The sequence below is a fragment of the Granulicella pectinivorans genome, from assembly GCF_900114625.1.
Classification (GTDB): Bacteria; Acidobacteriota; Terriglobia; order Terriglobales; family Acidobacteriaceae; genus Edaphobacter; species Edaphobacter pectinivorans.
This window is the reverse complement of the sequence record NZ_FOZL01000001.1, coordinates 2,209,547-2,223,926: the sequence shown is the minus strand read 5'-3', so window position 1 is coordinate 2,223,926 and position 14,380 is coordinate 2,209,547. Positions and strand designations below refer to the sequence as shown.

11 protein-coding genes and 1 tRNA gene are annotated in these 14,380 nt (G+C 61.9%); 4 read left to right on the top strand and 8 right to left on the bottom strand.

Annotated features, from left to right (window positions below):
* Positions 1-76 precede the first annotated feature (76 nt).
* The gene (locus BM400_RS08910) at positions 77-1,657 is read left to right on the top strand and encodes a DHA2 family efflux MFS transporter permease subunit (protein ID WP_245781769.1); all 1,581 of its coding nucleotides are present in this window, start codon (positions 77-79) and stop codon (positions 1,655-1,657) included.
* A 140-nt stretch (positions 1,658-1,797) separates the two neighbouring features.
* Here BM400_RS08910 and BM400_RS08905 read toward each other — a convergent pair whose 3' ends face one another.
* From BM400_RS08905 to queG, 6 genes are all read right to left on the bottom strand, one after another.
* A complete protein-coding gene (locus tag BM400_RS08905) occupies positions 1,798-3,048 on the bottom strand; it encodes a YncE family protein (RefSeq protein ID WP_245781768.1) in 1,251 nt (416 codons plus the stop codon).
* Between the two features lie 217 nt (positions 3,049-3,265).
* Positions 3,266-3,403, bottom strand: a complete 138-nt coding sequence (locus BM400_RS22015; RefSeq protein ID WP_175528933.1) for a hypothetical protein — start codon at positions 3,401-3,403, stop codon at positions 3,266-3,268.
* A gap of 12 nt (positions 3,404-3,415) precedes the next feature.
* Entirely contained in the window at positions 3,416-4,141 is a 726-nt protein-coding gene (gene ccsA / locus BM400_RS08900; protein WP_245781767.1) for a cytochrome c biogenesis protein CcsA, read from the bottom strand.
* An 84-nt stretch (positions 4,142-4,225) separates the two neighbouring features.
* On the bottom strand, positions 4,226-6,400 hold the full coding sequence (locus BM400_RS08895; protein ID WP_089838576.1) for a PP2C family protein-serine/threonine phosphatase: 2,175 nt from the start codon (positions 6,398-6,400) through the stop codon (positions 4,226-4,228).
* A 3-nt stretch (positions 6,401-6,403) separates the two neighbouring features.
* Complete coding sequence (locus BM400_RS08890; protein WP_089838573.1) at positions 6,404-7,351, bottom strand: YihY/virulence factor BrkB family protein; 948 nt, start codon at positions 7,349-7,351, stop codon at positions 6,404-6,406.
* 24 nt (positions 7,352-7,375) lie between these two features.
* On the bottom strand, positions 7,376-8,458 hold the full coding sequence (gene queG, locus BM400_RS08885; protein ID WP_245781766.1) for a tRNA epoxyqueuosine(34) reductase QueG: 1,083 nt from the start codon (positions 8,456-8,458) through the stop codon (positions 7,376-7,378).
* Positions 8,459-8,534: 76 nt separating this feature from the next.
* Here queG and BM400_RS08880 point away from each other — a divergent pair.
* Together BM400_RS08880 and BM400_RS08875 are read left to right on the top strand one after the other, a co-directional pair.
* Positions 8,535-8,626 (top strand) — tRNA-Ser (locus BM400_RS08880).
* A gap of 253 nt (positions 8,627-8,879) precedes the next feature.
* Positions 8,880-9,698 carry an IclR family transcriptional regulator gene (locus BM400_RS08875; RefSeq protein WP_089838570.1) on the top strand — a complete coding sequence of 273 codons (819 nt, stop codon included), beginning with the start codon at positions 8,880-8,882 and terminating at the stop codon, positions 9,696-9,698.
* 25 nt (positions 9,699-9,723) lie between these two features.
* On the opposite strand, the gene BM400_RS08870 is transcribed toward BM400_RS08875, so the two are convergent.
* Both BM400_RS08870 and BM400_RS08865 read right to left on the bottom strand, forming a co-directional pair.
* Positions 9,724-11,085 carry an alpha-L-fucosidase gene (locus tag BM400_RS08870; protein ID WP_245781765.1) on the bottom strand — a complete coding sequence of 454 codons (1,362 nt, stop codon included), beginning with the start codon at positions 11,083-11,085 and terminating at the stop codon, positions 9,724-9,726.
* Between the two features lie 147 nt (positions 11,086-11,232).
* Positions 11,233-12,273: a hypothetical protein gene (locus BM400_RS08865; RefSeq protein ID WP_245781764.1), complete on the bottom strand. Its 1,041-nt coding sequence runs from the start codon at positions 12,271-12,273 to the stop codon at positions 11,233-11,235.
* Positions 12,274-12,458: 185 nt separating this feature from the next.
* On the opposite strand from BM400_RS08865, the gene BM400_RS08860 reads away from it, so the two are divergent.
* Positions 12,459-14,108 carry an alpha-L-fucosidase gene (locus BM400_RS08860; protein WP_175528932.1) on the top strand — a complete coding sequence of 550 codons (1,650 nt, stop codon included), beginning with the start codon at positions 12,459-12,461 and terminating at the stop codon, positions 14,106-14,108.
* Positions 14,109-14,380: the final 272 nt, after the last annotated feature.

Genomic DNA, 14,380 nt, shown 5'->3' with positions numbered 1-14,380 from the left:
GGCGCTCGAAGATCATCCATACACTGTAGTTTCTGCATGGATCAGGGATCGATTCCACAGGCATGGGAGATAACGATTGGCCGCGGACGCAGCACACCAAGACTGGAAACCACAGGCCAATCCCTGGCTGATTGCCGCGACCGTGGCGCTGGCTGCGTTCATGGAGGTGCTCGACACCTCAATCGCCAATGTCGCACTGCCGCACATCGCGGGTAATCTGGGCGCGAGTACGGACCAGGGAACGTGGGTGCTGACCAGCTACCTCGTTGCCAACGCCATCATTTTGCCGGTGGGCGGATGGGCATCTTCGGTGCTTGGCCGCCGCAACTTCTTCATGATGTGCATCGTCATCTTTACGATTTCAAGCTTCCTGTGCGGCATCGCGCCGTCACTGCCGATTCTGCTGATCTGCCGCGTGTTCCAGGGCATCGGCGGCGGCGGTCTACAGCCGATGGCACAGGCCATCATGGCCGACAGCTTCGAAGAGAAGAAGCGCGGGCAGGCCTTTGCGCTGTATGGGCTTGTGGCCGTGCTGGCCCCCTCCGTCGGGCCGACCATCGGTGGATGGATCACCGACAACTACTCCTGGCGCTGGATCTTCTACATCAACATTCCGGTGGGTATCCTGGCGTTCGTGCTGACGAGCCGGCTGGTGCAGGATCCGCCGTGGATCAAGGCCGACCGCAAGAACTTCTTCAAGTTGGACTACATCGGGCTGGCTCTGCTGACCATGGCAATGGGCGGTTTGCAGATCGCGCTCGACAAGGGCGAAGAGAACGACTGGTTCCAGTCACGCTTCATCTGCTTCTTCGCAGCCATGTTCGTCGTCGGCATCGTGGGGCTGATCTGGTGGGAGTGGAAGCACAAAAATCCGATCATGAACCTGAAACTGTTCAAGTTCAAGAACTTCGCGATTTGCTGCCTGCTGATGATGCTGGTGGGCGGCGTGCTGAACGCGGCGACCGTGCTGCAGCCGCAGTTCCTACAGCAGTTGCTGGGCTACACCGCGACCAATGCCGGCATGGCGCTTACGGCGGGAGGAATTGCGCTGGTGATCGTGATGCCGATGGCGGGTATTGCGACGGGCAAGTTTGCCGCGAGGAATCTGGCCGCGCTGGGCTTCACGTTCTTCGCGATCGCCTACTACTACGTGTCGACGCACATCACGCTCGATATGAGCTTCGGTGAGGCTTCGTTCCTGCGCGTGATCCAGATGATTCCGATTCCCTTCTGCTTTATCGCCATCACAAATGCGGCATACGTTGGACTGCCGAAAGAGGCGTCCAACCAGGTTTCGGGCTTGATCAACTTCGTGAGGAACGTCGGCGGCAGCATCTTCATCGCTGTCACCGGAGCCTTGGTGACGAATCGTTCGCTCTTCCACCAGGAGCGTTTGGCGGAGAGCATGCAGAACGGAAGCAAGGCGTATGCCGGAACGATTGGGTCGCTAAGCACGATGTTCGGTGGGGGCGCGGGTGGCACGACGATGGCGCAGGCGACGGTGTATCAGCAACTGAACCAGCAAGCCTCGGCGATGGGCTACCAGGACATCTACCGGATGCTTTGCTGGATGTCCTGCGCGATGGTCTGCTGTGCCTTCCTGCTGAGCAAGAACAAGCCAGGACAGGGTGCTCCAGCCGGCGAAGCCGTCCACTAAAGAGCGCGCGTGCAGGACATGGCGCAACCGGGAATCGAAGGAAAGAGAAACGGGATAAGAACAAGCGGTTGCTTGTTCTTATCCCGTGTTCAATCGCTGCGATGTCTTGCTTTTCGTAGGCTCAGCCGCACGTGACGCGACTAGTGAGCCGAAGCGCGGGTACCGATGACCTTCGTGACGATCGCAGTGGGCAGAGCTCCGGCAGGCAGCAGCGTAAAGAGGTTGGGGCCGAGCTTGCTTTGGGTGCGGATGACGGAGACGTCTCCGGAGCGGCCATCCAGGACGAGCAGAAGATGCTCGTCGGCGGAGAAGGCCATGGCCTCGGGCGACGAACCGGTGTGGAGGCTCGAGATGAGCTTGCCATCGTCGATGGAGTACAGTCCGATGGAGTCGGCACCGGAGTTCGAGACATAGAGCGTGGAGTTATCGCGGCTGACGATGCCGTGCGTGGGCCGTGTGCCGATCATGTAGGTGCCGCCCACCTGGTTCGACTGCGTATCGATCTCGGAGACGGAGTCGGAGTCGAGGTTGGAGACGAAGACCTCGCCGCCATCGGGCTTCAGTGCGATGTGGTTGGGGCTCTTGCCGACGTCGAGCAGCGTGAGGACGAAGTCACTCATGAGGCTGGGATTCTGCTTCGCGCTCCAGGTGCCGGGGGCCGCGGCGAGGTTCAACGCCATCACATGATGCGCGCTGGAACATGCCACGAAGGCCTTGGAAGAATCGGGCAGGATGACCGGGGTGCTGGCTCCCGGGCAGCCGCTGAAGATGCCGCGGAGAGCCTCGAAGGGCTTGTAAACAGGCGCCGTGAGCGTAGGCGGAACGAACGGCATGGCATGGAACACGCTGACGGTTCCGGAAGAGGCATGCGTGACGACCAGCGAACGGCCGTCGGGCGCAAGCGCGATCGAGCCGGGCTGAGCCGGCGTGGGAAGCTCGGCAATCTCGCGGCGCAGATCGAGATCGAGGACCGAGATGGAATTTGATCCTGAATTGGTTACGTATGCGCGATGGCCGGTGGAGTCCACGGCGATCGCCGTGGGCTGGCGATGCACGGGAAGCGTAAAGGCCACGCGGTTGGCCGCTGCATCGATCACCGAGACGGTTCCGGATGTCGTGTTCACGACATAGACCTCATTGCGCTCGGGGTTGACGGCAAGGGCCGTCGGCTGGCTGCCCACCTGCAGGGTGCGATCGGTGCGAAGATACACGAGATCGAGCACAGACACCGTGTTCGCGCCGCTGTTGGCGACGTAAGCGTACTCGCGATAGCCGGCCGGCGTATCCGGAAACCCGACATTGCGGCACCCGGTCAGCGTAAGTGCAAGCAACAAAAAGGCGGCGGACGCGCCGTACAAGGGAACAGCACAGGATGAGGTGAGTTTAGACACTGCTGCGAGTCTAGCGGTGTGAGGTGCGCGTCGCAAGTTCTGAAAAAAATCCATAAAAAAAGAGTTAAAGCGCGCAACTTCCGCCGAGTGGTGGGGGTCTAGGGTGACATGAGCGTGGTCTGTCATTGGCAGACGACACCATTAACGGTAAGTCCTCCTCGGACAACGGAGTTGGTTAGAACATCGATCACTCCGTTGCTTTTTTCATTTAAGGAGCTTACTTCTCCGATACCGGCTTGGGCGTATGGAACCATTGCCAGGTGATTCGTCCGAGATAGGCCAACTGAATGACCCAGACGCCAACGTAGACGTAGACGAGGAAGCGGTCCTGCATGGTTTCGAATGGAATGCGCATGATGCCTCCTGATTAAGCGTCGAGTGTGGCGAAGGCCGCGGCCTGTTCGTTGAGTTGACGGCGGCGCTCCAGCTTGTAGCGGACGACGAAGACAAAGGCAGCCCACAGGCACCAGCCAATCGAGCACCAGATGAACGCGGGGTAGAACGACGGGTCGAGATCGCCGTCGCCACCGAAGACCGGTGCAGGGTGCTGCGTGCGCCACCAGCGGATGGACATGAAGACGATCGGCACATCGACGGCGGCGAAGATGGAGAGGATCGCCGCGAGGCTCTGGGTCTGTCCGGTAGACGAAAACTTGCGCAGCACAAGATAGCTGACGTACAGGATCCAGAGCAGGAAGAAAGACGTGAGACGTGCATCCCATGTCCACCAGATGCCCCACACGGGGCGCGCCCACATCATGCCGGTGATGAGGCCGATCGAGCAGAAGAGCACGGTCAGCTCCGCCGCGGCGAGCGCATAGGCGTCGGCCACAAGCGCGCGAGCCGGGTTCTTCGTCCGGTAGAACAGGTACACAGCCGAGGCCACGAGATTCACGTAGGGAAAGATCTCCGCGATGATCGCGTGCGGCACGTGGTAGTAGAAGATGCGCTGGATGTCCCCCATCGTCGCCTCGGTAGGGGTGCGGAGGAGCGCGACGAAGGTGGCATAGGCAAGAACGGCGATGGTCGCGAGGAAACCGAGGATCGCGAGTGGCGGGATGCGGTGCTGGGCGGTGTCTTTGGTAGATTCCACGATACTTTTAGTGTAAATGTTTGTTCTGAAGGGCGGGTCCGCCACGCGCGAAGCGGAAAACGACCTCCGCCGGCATAGGCGCTCCTAAAGCTGGCGGGCCAGCACCAGCGTGATGTCGTCCGGCTGCTCTTCCGCACCGATCCAGGCATCGAGCGCCAGCATCACCTGCGCCGAGATGATGTGCAGCGGCTCATCGCGGTAGCGGGCGACGACCTCGATCAGCCGCTCTTCGCCGAAGTCCCCAAAATCATTCTCCGGCTCGGTCACACCGTCGGAGTAGCCGATGAAGATATCCCCTGGAGCCATGACGACGCGGCCTTCGTCGTAGTGCATGCCGTCCATAAGGCCGACGACCGTGCCCCCCTCCTCCAGGCGACGGACGCTGCCATCGCGACCAAGGACGAAAGGCGGCAACTGGCCGGCGTTCGAGTACGTCAGCACCGAGGTGGCCGAATCGTAGTGGGCGAGGAACAGCGTCGCGTACTTCTCCGGCTGGGTGGAGCGGAAGAGGTGGCGGTTGAGCAGCGACATGATGCGGCTGGGCGACTGAAACCATCCTCCCGCGTCCGCCACACCCTGCTTCGAGGCCATGAGGCCCTCGAGTGTGGATGCGGCGTAGTGCAACTCCTCGGAGGCAAACTGGTAGGCGCGGACGGCGGAGTGCAGCGTCGCCATGAGCAGCGCAGCCGAGATGCCCTTGCCGCTGATATCCCCCAGCGCGATCCCAACCCCGGCAGCGCGACGCGTCAGACGGCCTCCGTTGGCGTCCGCAATGTCTTCCTGAAAGACGAGAAAGTCATAATAGTCGCCGGAGACCGAACGCGCGGGTCGGCAGACGCCGTGAAGCTCCAGCGTGGGCAGGTCGACGGCGGAGTGCGGGAAGAGGTTGGCCTGGACCTCCTGGGCGATGGAGAGTTCGCTCTGCAGCCGCTCCTTCTCCTTCTGTTCTACGAGCAGGCGGCGCAGCGATCCAATCATGACGTTGAAGGACCGGCTGAGTTCGGCGAGCTGGTCGGTGCGGGTGACGGCGATGCGGTAGTCGAGATCGCCGCGGTCGACCCGCTGGGTGGCCTCGTAGAGGTCGGCGATCGAGGAGGTCATCGTCCGGGAGATCCGGATCGCCATGATGAAGGCGAGGAGTTCGATGCCGCCGAAGAGCAGGAAGAGGATGGTGAGCGAGATGCGGATGAAGTCCATGATGCCGCTCGAAAGCGAGGCGGCAAAGAGCTGCTGATAGAGGATGGATGGCAGTGAATCGACGGTGACCGCGACGTTATCGGCCTTGCCCTGCGCCCAGTCGACGATGGGAAGGGTGGACGGAAAGTTGACGGGGATGTCGGCTACGTTGACCCCCTGGTGGGATCTGCCGCCTCGAATCTCCGAGGTGGTGATCCCAGCGCGGCGCGCGGCCAGGCGGTGGCGCTCGGCCTCAGCGGGATCGGCGATCGTCTCGCTGGTGGTGTCGGGATGCACCTTCACGATGCCAAGCCCTTCGGCGAGCATGTCCACCACCGCGCTATCGAGTGGAACGCTGTCGACGACGGAGAACTTGCGGCCATCGTTGAGGACCTGCTGCTGGACGGCAACGAGGTAGAGTTCGCCATTGTCGGCAACGATGTTCCGGAAGCTGCCACCGGGAAGCTGAGTCGCCCAGGCGGGCAGGCCAAGCGGCACATGCTTCTTCGCCATGGCGTGGAAGACCGGGGTGCCCTCGAGGAAACAGGTCGTCTCGTGATGCAGGCGGGCACGCCGTGCGTCCATCATGAGGCTGCGCTCCTCGCGCGGCATGTCGACGGACATCGCCTCGCGGGTGGGATGGCCGTCCACGATCTTTGCGAGCTGCACCAGCCGGTTCTCGTTCTCCGCGGACATCTGGTTCAGCTCGGTCTGGACGCGGGTATCGATCAGGTGGATCGCGAACTGGCCGGCGGCGACGTAAGCCGAAACCAGTACCAGGGTCGCAATCAGCACCACCGGTGCCGCGCCGATTAACACATAGGTGAAGATGAGCTTGTTGCGCAGACTCCACAGCAGCCGGGTGCGGATGAAGGTCCATCCCAGCGGAATGCACACCATCGCGAGGATGACGAGCACCATAATCTGCAGCCCGGCGGCAAGACCGCCTAAAACACCGGGGATCAGACGCAGAGCCGTCAGCGCGAGCAGCCACGCAACCAGCCAGAAGGCGAAGCGGCTCAGGCCCTTGCGGGGCCGCTGCTTCAGCCGTTCGGAGGCGTATTTGCGCACAACATCAAGCACCGTCTATGCCTCCAGCTCGGCCCGCCGGTGAAGATCGGAGGCGATGTAACGGGTCGCGGAGAAGTGCGCCCCGGCCAGCAGGATAAGGCCCGAGAGGAAGGCCCACATCATCAGGCTCACCGAGATATAGAAGGGACCGTAGACGGCCTTGAAGTCCAACCACGGCAACGCGAGGATGTAGCAGTATTTGGCGATCTCCCAGACGATGCCGATGACGATCGCAGTCGGCAGCACGGCGCCCGCGGGCACCTTGCGGAAGGGGAGGATCCAATAGATCAGGAAAAAGAGCAGAATCCCGGCGAGGACCGCGAAGAACTTCAGCACGATAAAGCCGAGGAAGTTGAAGAACATGTTGTCCGTATGGCCGAAGAAGAGCCACGTCATGATCTGGCGCTGTCCGGCGGTGAGCGCGACCGACGTGATGGCCAGCGCTCCCACAGCCGCCGCGAGGCCCAGCGAGACGGCCTGGTTGTGCAGGTAGTTGCGGTTCACCTTCACGCCCCAGACATCGTTCAGCGCGACCTCCAACGGGAGGAAGACGCCGGTCGAGGTCACCAGCAGCATGAAGACCGAGAAGATCTGCACGCCTTTGTGCGGGTGCGCGAGCAGGACCATGTTGCGCATCACGAAGTCGCCACCGGCCGGCAGGAAGTTCTGCATCATCTCCCCGACCATCGCGGTCATCTTGTCGGAGTGGAAGACGCGCTGCGAGATCGTCAGCAGGAGGACGATAAAAGGAAACAGGGACAGAATCGTGTTGGCAGCCACCGAAAAGGCGTAGGTATGGACTTCGGTCTTGCCCAGATATTTCAGCAGCGCCAGGGCCTGCGATCCGGTCCCCGGAGCCTCAGCCGGAACCGCCGTTCCCGCGAGCGAAGCGTCCGCCGCGCCCGACGAGGGCTGGGGTCCGGAGGCGATGCTGTACGGGGGGTCGCTGGGGCTCGTGGGCATTGTTCTCCAAATGCTAGCAGAGGCTTACGAGGTTCGGAGGCGTCCAAGCGCCCAGGCGGCGGTCTCGGCCAGCACCGGGTCTTCCGCCTTCGACCATATATCAAGCTGCGGAACGAAGCGCGCGTCGCCGGAGTTCCCCATCGCGATGGCCACGTTGCGATGCAGCCGCTTTTTTCCGGTCCGCTCCAGAGGCGATCCCCGGAAGAGACGGCGAAACCCGGCGGAGTCGAGCGAAGCCAGCCAGTCGAGCGCAGGGTTCACCAGCTCCGAACGGGTTTCGAGTCCGGACTTCGCCGCGATCGGAGCCTTACGGTTCCAGGGGCAGACATCCTGGCAGATGTCGCAGCCGAAGAGCTGGCGGCCGATGGCCTCACGCAGCGTTTCAGGGATGCTCCCCTTCTTCTCAATCGTGAGGTACGCGATGCATAGGGACGCATCCATCTCGCGGGGCGCGACCAGAGCATGCGTCGGGCAGGCGTCAAGGCAGCGCGTGCAGGATCCGCAGCGGTCTGCAACCAGTGCGGGCGTCTCTTCCAGAGGGAGCGATGTAAGGATCACGCCCACCAACATCCAGGAGCCGATTCCCTGTCGGATAACGCAGGTATTCTTCCCCACCCACCCGATCCCGGCCTGCACCGCGGCGTTTCGCTCGACCAGCGGGCCGGTATCGACATAACAGCGGGTCTGGCAGGGGGCCTTCTCCTGCAATCCAGCCTCGATGGTCCGCAACCGGGCCAGCAGATCGTCGTGATAGTCGACCGGCTTCCCCTCCGAGCCGGACCACGCATACCGCGCAATCCATCCTTGATCCGCATCGGCAGGGTCAATCGAGCGTGGAGCCGCCGCGTTGTAGTTCATGGCGCAGACGACGACCGACCGCGCCCACGGGATCGCCACCCGGACGGACGAGCGCACCAGCGTCCCCTGCTCGTCCCGGCGCTTCAGCCAGTCCATCTCTCCGGCGCGTCCCTGGTCGATCCACGCGGCGAAACGCTCGGCGTTTTCGGGCGATTCGGCCGGTGCGACGCCCGACGCGTCGAAGCCCGACGCGGCTGCGGCTGCGGTCAACCACGCGGTCAGATCCGGGTTCCAGGCAGGTTCCAGCACCTCTTCAGGGTACGACGTTCGCAAGATGGACGGAGCATGCTGACGAAATGGCAAAATCGCGATAAACTGATGAAACGGAGAGGTGGCAGAGCCCGGTTGAATGCACCTGACTCGAAATCAGACGTACCTTTACGGGTACCGGGAGTTCGAATCTCCCCCTCTCCGCCATAAAGTTCAAGCTTCGAAGCAATCCCCGCCCTGGTCGCGGGGATTCTGCTTTTCCGGCGGGCACTCGCGTTTGCCTGTCCTTATCCGCCTTGCACCCTTTGTATCCAGTTTGTTTGCCTTGTGAGCACACCGGAATTCCATTTTGGCCCGACCTCTGAACCCGGTATGCCAATTTGCCCCCTGCCACATCGGATATGGGCACCGAACTTCTGGTAGTTTTGGTCATCCGGGTTTTTCACCGGCAAAAACCACCATGCCGAAATCGCCAACAAAGCGCTACTACCCCACCCCCGCCCTTGAAAAAGGGCTCGATATCCTTGAGCTCTTTGCCAGCACCCCCGAGGGCTTCTCGGTGTCGGAGGCCGCCCGCAAGCTCGACCGCACCGTCTCCGAGATCTTCCGCATGATCCTCTGCCTGGAACAACGCGGCTATCTCGCCCAGTCTCCAAACAAGGACCGCTATCACCTCACGCTCCGCCTCTTCCGTCTGGCCCAGGAGCATCCGCCGACCAAGCGTCTCGTCACCGAGGCCCTGCCGACGATGCACGCACTCGCGCACCGGCTGCGGCAGTCCTGCCACCTCGGCATCCTCGATGGGGGCCACGTCGTCATCCTCGCGCAGGTGGACTCGCCGGAATCGACCGGCTTCTACGTCAAGGTCGGCTCCAAGGTCGACCTCATGCACGCGGCCACCGGACACGTCATCCTCGCGCACCAAAGCGAAGACGCACGCGAACGCGCCATCGAAGAGTGGAAGATCGAGACCAAAAAACGCAAGCCGGCGGACCTCGACGAGCACCTCGCGAAGATCGTCGCGCGCGGCTATGAGCGTCGTGCCAGCTACGAGGTGGCAGGCGTGGTGAACATGAGCTTTCCCATCCTGAACGTGCAGGGGCAGGCGATCGCCGGACTCACCGTGCCGTTCGTCAAGCGGCTCGAAGACAACATCAGCCTCACCGAAATCGTCACCGCGCTCCGCGAGGCCAGCCGCGAGATCTCCGAGGCGATGGGAGCACCGCTCGCCGCGAAGAAAGTGGCTGCGCACAAAAAGACGGTGGCGGCCAAAGAGTAGCCGCCACCGTGAGGGCGAGACTGCTTTACACTCCGGCGCGCGGCTTGTTGATCCGCACGAAGTTCGTATCCTGTTTGGGCTCGCTCTCGCACTCCAGCACGATGGTCGTCACAGGCGCGTCCGGTGCGTCGATCGGCAGCCCCGTCAGATGGACGCGATACGGATCCTGGCTCACCGTCACCGCAGCGTTCGTCTTCAAAATGCGTGCCGACTTCACCGTCGTCTGCAGGCCTGAGATCGCGACATCCGTGCCCGGCCAGTAGTAAACATGCATGTACAGCGTATTGCCCGTGCGCGTGAAACTCGCGTAGTTCGAACGGCGTGGCTGGCAGATCTCCGACTTGCGAATGGTATCGCCATTGGTCTCCATCCACGCGCCCACCTCCGTCAACACCCGTACCGTCTCTTCGGGAATCGATCCATCCGGCCTGGGCCCGATGTTAAGCAGGTAGTTGCCGCCGTCGCGAGCGCACGTGATGAGATTGCGCACGATCGTCTTCGCGCTCTTCCAATCGTCGTCGGCACGCTGATAGCCCCAGCTATCGTTCAGCGTCATACAGCTCTCCCATGCGCGCCCGTTGGTCTCGGCCACAATCTTCTGCTCGGGTGTCGAGAAGTCGCCCTGCAGATGATTGCGATTGTTGACAATGATGTCCGGCTGCAGTTCGAAGACCATCTTGTTCATCTTCTCCGACTCCCATCCCTTCGCATCCAGGGGCCACGAGACGTCGTACCACAGCACATCGATCTTCCCATAGTTGGTCAGAATCTCGCGGATGAGCCCATGCGTATACGCGACGAAACGCTTGCGTGCTGCCTCGTCGGTCGCGCACTTCGCACCATCCGGATGGTGCCAGTCCATCAGCGAATAGTAGAAGCCCACATGCAGCCCCTCGGCCCGCGCCGCATCCACATACTCGCGCACGATATCGTGCTTCGGTCCCTGCTTGGTGGCGCAATAGTCGGTGAGCTTTGAATCGAAGTTGCAGAACCCCTCATGGTGCTTGGTGGTCAGCACCATGTACTTCATGCCGGCGGCCTTGGCGAGCCTCGCCCACGCGCGCGCAGCACCCGGCGTCGGCTTGAACTCCTGCGCCAGCGGCATGTACTCCTGGATCGGAATCGCCTCCTGCTCCATCGCCCACTCATGCCGTGCATGCTGGCTGTAGAGCCCGAAGTGGATGAACATGCCGAACTTGGCCTCGTGCCACCAGGCCATGCGGCGTATCTGGTCGGGCGTCGGCGGAACCGGAAACGCATCGCGCTCCCCCGCAGTCTGGGCCGGCGGCGCTGCCTGCGCGAACGCATCGGAACTGACACCAAGGGAGGCAACGGCCGCGCCGGTGCCAAGCAGCATGCTGCGACGGCTGATGAAGGAAGAGCTCATGGTCGGATCCACCTTTGTACTCGAAACGAGTCGTGCACGTTTGTAGTGGTCCGCAACGGAAGCTGTCAAGGGTGAAATGATATTTTTACAAGGAAAACGATGGGCCAAGAAGATCGTGCCGCACCTCGACCGCCAGCATCGCTCGCTTTACATGGCAGCCGCGGCAGCAGCCGCAGGTCCGAAGAAGCGGAAGCGAAACTCCCACCTGCTCGTCTGGCCCGGCTCAATGTGCAGGTGCACATAACCCTCCGGGCAGATCGTGCTCTTGATCGACCAGAAGTAGACCTTCTCAAGCGGTAGGGTCGATGTCTCCTGCACCCCCACCTTGGTGGTGCGGTCTTCGACGGTAAAGTCGTAGTCCGAGACCTTGTCCGAGAAGCCCTTGAGATACCCCTGCACGCCACCCCGCGCCGGCAGGTCTTTCGTGAAGACGATGTCGTTGTCGCCAACCGTGGCCCACTCGCCCATCGGAGCCTCCGGCTGCAGCTTGAAGCCGAAGTGTACCGCATGCCCCACGCCCGTCGGCTTGCCGTCGAGCATGAAGAATCCATGGTCATACACGCTTGTATCGATCGCCGTCGTCCCGATGTTCTTCATGCTGTGCTTCAGCGTCATCACTGAGCCGTGCTTGTCGAGCACAAGCTCTTTCTCGTAGCGATACGCAATCCCGCCGGGGCCTTTGAGGTCCTGGCGAAACGTGATGGAGCGCCCCTTCACCTTCACGGTCCACTCGCCCGTATCGACAATGGGATAGCTGAAACCAAACTTGTACGGAGCATCGGCCGTCTTGCGCAACACACCCACGCCGGGCTTCACAAACAAACCTCCGACCGGAGCCTGATCGTAAAGAGGCTCCGTGTCGCCCGAGCGAAACTCCTCGGCGGGCCCCGTAATCGCATCGTTGATCAGCGGATCGTACTTGCGAAACCACTCTCCGAAGTACGTATGCCCGTGATACGTCGCGCACGCCACCACGCCCGACCAGTCGAAGCGCGGACCGCGATAGTAGCCATTCACCGCATCCGGCAGGAACACGACGGCCTTGACCTCGCCATTGGTGATCGTCGCCTTCGGATGATCGGCATGGGGGATATCGGTGCAGGGCGCCACCTCGGCCAAGGCCCTCTGCGAAAACATACCGGCTGCTGCCACGACAAGAACTGCCGCCGCCTTCACTGTCCGCTTCATCCGCATCTGCTCCTCTTTCCTGCCACCGGTCGTTCCTCGAGATGGTGTTAGTATCCATGAAAAATCGCTTCCGCCCGCAATGCATAAGACATCCGCCCTACCCATGCCCGGGGGCTCTCTCCCTTTTCCCGCGGCCCCTCGCTACCATCGAACACAAAGCCTCCATACACGATTCGAGACGACCCATGAAGACGACCATGCCCAAAGCCTCCCGTAGACTTCCGCTCCTTCTCCTCTGCCTCGCGATGTTCGCCAGCGTCTGCCCGATGAATGCCCAGGTGGGACCGCAGAAGGGCCTCAAGGGTTCGCGCAACAAGCCCGACCGCATGGAGTGGTATCGCGATCAGGGCTTCGGCATGTTCATCCACTGGGGCGTCGACAGCCAGCTCGGCGTCGTCATCAGCCACTCGCTCGTCGGTGCGTCCGAGGACTACACCAACCGCTTCTTCAACGATCTGCCCAAGACCTTCGATCCCACCCGCTTCGATCCCGGCGAGTGGTCGCGCCTCGCGAAGATCGCAGGCGTCCGCTATGTGATGTTCACCACCAAGCATCACTCCGGCTTCACCATGTACCACACCAAGACGACGCCCTTCAGCATCGAGAACACACCCTTCAAGCGCGACATCACCCGCGAGGTCTACGACGCCTTCCGCGCACAGGGTATCGCCGCCGGCGTCTACTTCTCGCCCGACGACTTCTGGTGGCTGCACCAGCACAACATCCCCATCCAGCGCCTTACGCCTGAAGTGCAGCCCAGCCACAACCCCGGCCTTCTCGCCTACGACAAGGCCCAGCTCACCGAGCTCCTCACGCAGTACGGGCCCATCGATCTCGCCTACTTCGACGGCGAAGCCGACGACCTGCGCGAGACCGCCTGGGACCTGAACCCCAATATCGTCATCACCCGCGGCGTGCTCGAAACGCCCGAGCTCACCGTGCCCTCAAGCGTCCTGGTCGACCCATGGGAGACCAGCATGACCATGGGCACCGCCTGGCAGTACCAGCCAGACAACGAGGTCTACAAGTCCGGCGGCGACCTCATCCGCCTGCTTTACCAGACCCGCGCCAAGGGCGGCAACATGCTGCTCAACATAGGGCCTATGCCCAACGGGCAACTCGCGATCGAGCAGGAAAACCGCCTCCGCGAGATGGGCCTGTGGATGTTCGTCAACTCCGAGTGCATCTACGGCGTGCGTCCCTGGGTGGTCATGAACGAGAAGAACATCTGGTTCACCCAGAAGAAGAACAACGGCCCTCTCTATGCCATCGTCGACTCCCCCGAGATCTGGCAGAAGGGCACATGGAAGGAGTTCGTGCTGCACTCCGTGCACGCCACGCCAGGCACGACCATCAGCGTCCTCGGCCAGGATGATAAGACCATCGAGTATTCGAAGGTCATCCCCAAGAGCACCTTCACGCAGATGGAGGATGGTCTGCACATCCGCGTCAATCGCGCGCAGCGCCTGCAGGACAACAGCCGCTGGCCCAACCCTCTGGTCGTCAAGCTGACCGACGTGAAGCCTTCCCTCGTCCCGCCGCGCGTCGTCACGGATCGCGCCCACAGCGTCAACGGCATCGTCACCTTCAACGGCACACTGGTCGACATGGGCGACGCGAAGTCGCTCGAAGCCGGCTTCGAGTACCGCCCCATCGCCGGCGAAGACGTTCACGCGCGTTCCACCGAGTTCAAGGCGACGGAGTTGAAGACCGTCACCGCAAAGGGCGCCTTCACCATCGAGGTGCGTGGCCTTGCGCCCGGCACCTACGAGTTCCACGCCATTGCGAAGCATCCACTCATGACGCTCTATGGCGCCGACAAGATCGTGCGTTAGCACCCAGGATCAACGTGCACGGCCCGCCCCGGAGCCGTGCACGCACACCCGTTAGACGACCCCCTCCGCATTCCCAGCCGATCGCAGCCACACTTAACAGCCGCCGCAACGTCTCCAAAGCGGGCTGGCAGTATAGTGCCCCATCTGAAATACGACATAGGCTTTTTGCCCTATGAATTTATGTGTCAAGTGTCAGATGACAGGAATCGATCCTCATAATCCAATTGCAACAATCTCATCATTCCATGACAGTTTTGCCGGAACGTCCCATG

What these genes read in the sequence shown, in the direction of transcription:
- BM400_RS22015 (WP_175528933.1), bottom strand. Translation starts at nt 3,403, where the DNA reads ATGCGCATTCCATTCGAAACCATGCAGGACCGCTTCCTCGTCTACGTC.
- BM400_RS08890 (WP_089838573.1), bottom strand. Translation starts at nt 7,351, where the DNA reads ATGCCCACGAGCCCCAGCGACCCCCCGTACAGCATCGCCTCCGGACCC.
- BM400_RS08875 (WP_089838570.1), top strand. Translation starts at nt 8,880, where the DNA reads ATGCCGAAATCGCCAACAAAGCGCTACTACCCCACCCCCGCCCTTGAA.
- BM400_RS08870 (WP_245781765.1), bottom strand. Translation starts at nt 11,085, where the DNA reads ATGAGCTCTTCCTTCATCAGCCGTCGCAGCATGCTGCTTGGCACCGGC.
- BM400_RS08865 (WP_245781764.1), bottom strand. Translation starts at nt 12,273, where the DNA reads ATGAAGCGGACAGTGAAGGCGGCGGCAGTTCTTGTCGTGGCAGCAGCC.
- BM400_RS08860 (WP_175528932.1), top strand. Translation starts at nt 12,459, where the DNA reads ATGAAGACGACCATGCCCAAAGCCTCCCGTAGACTTCCGCTCCTTCTC.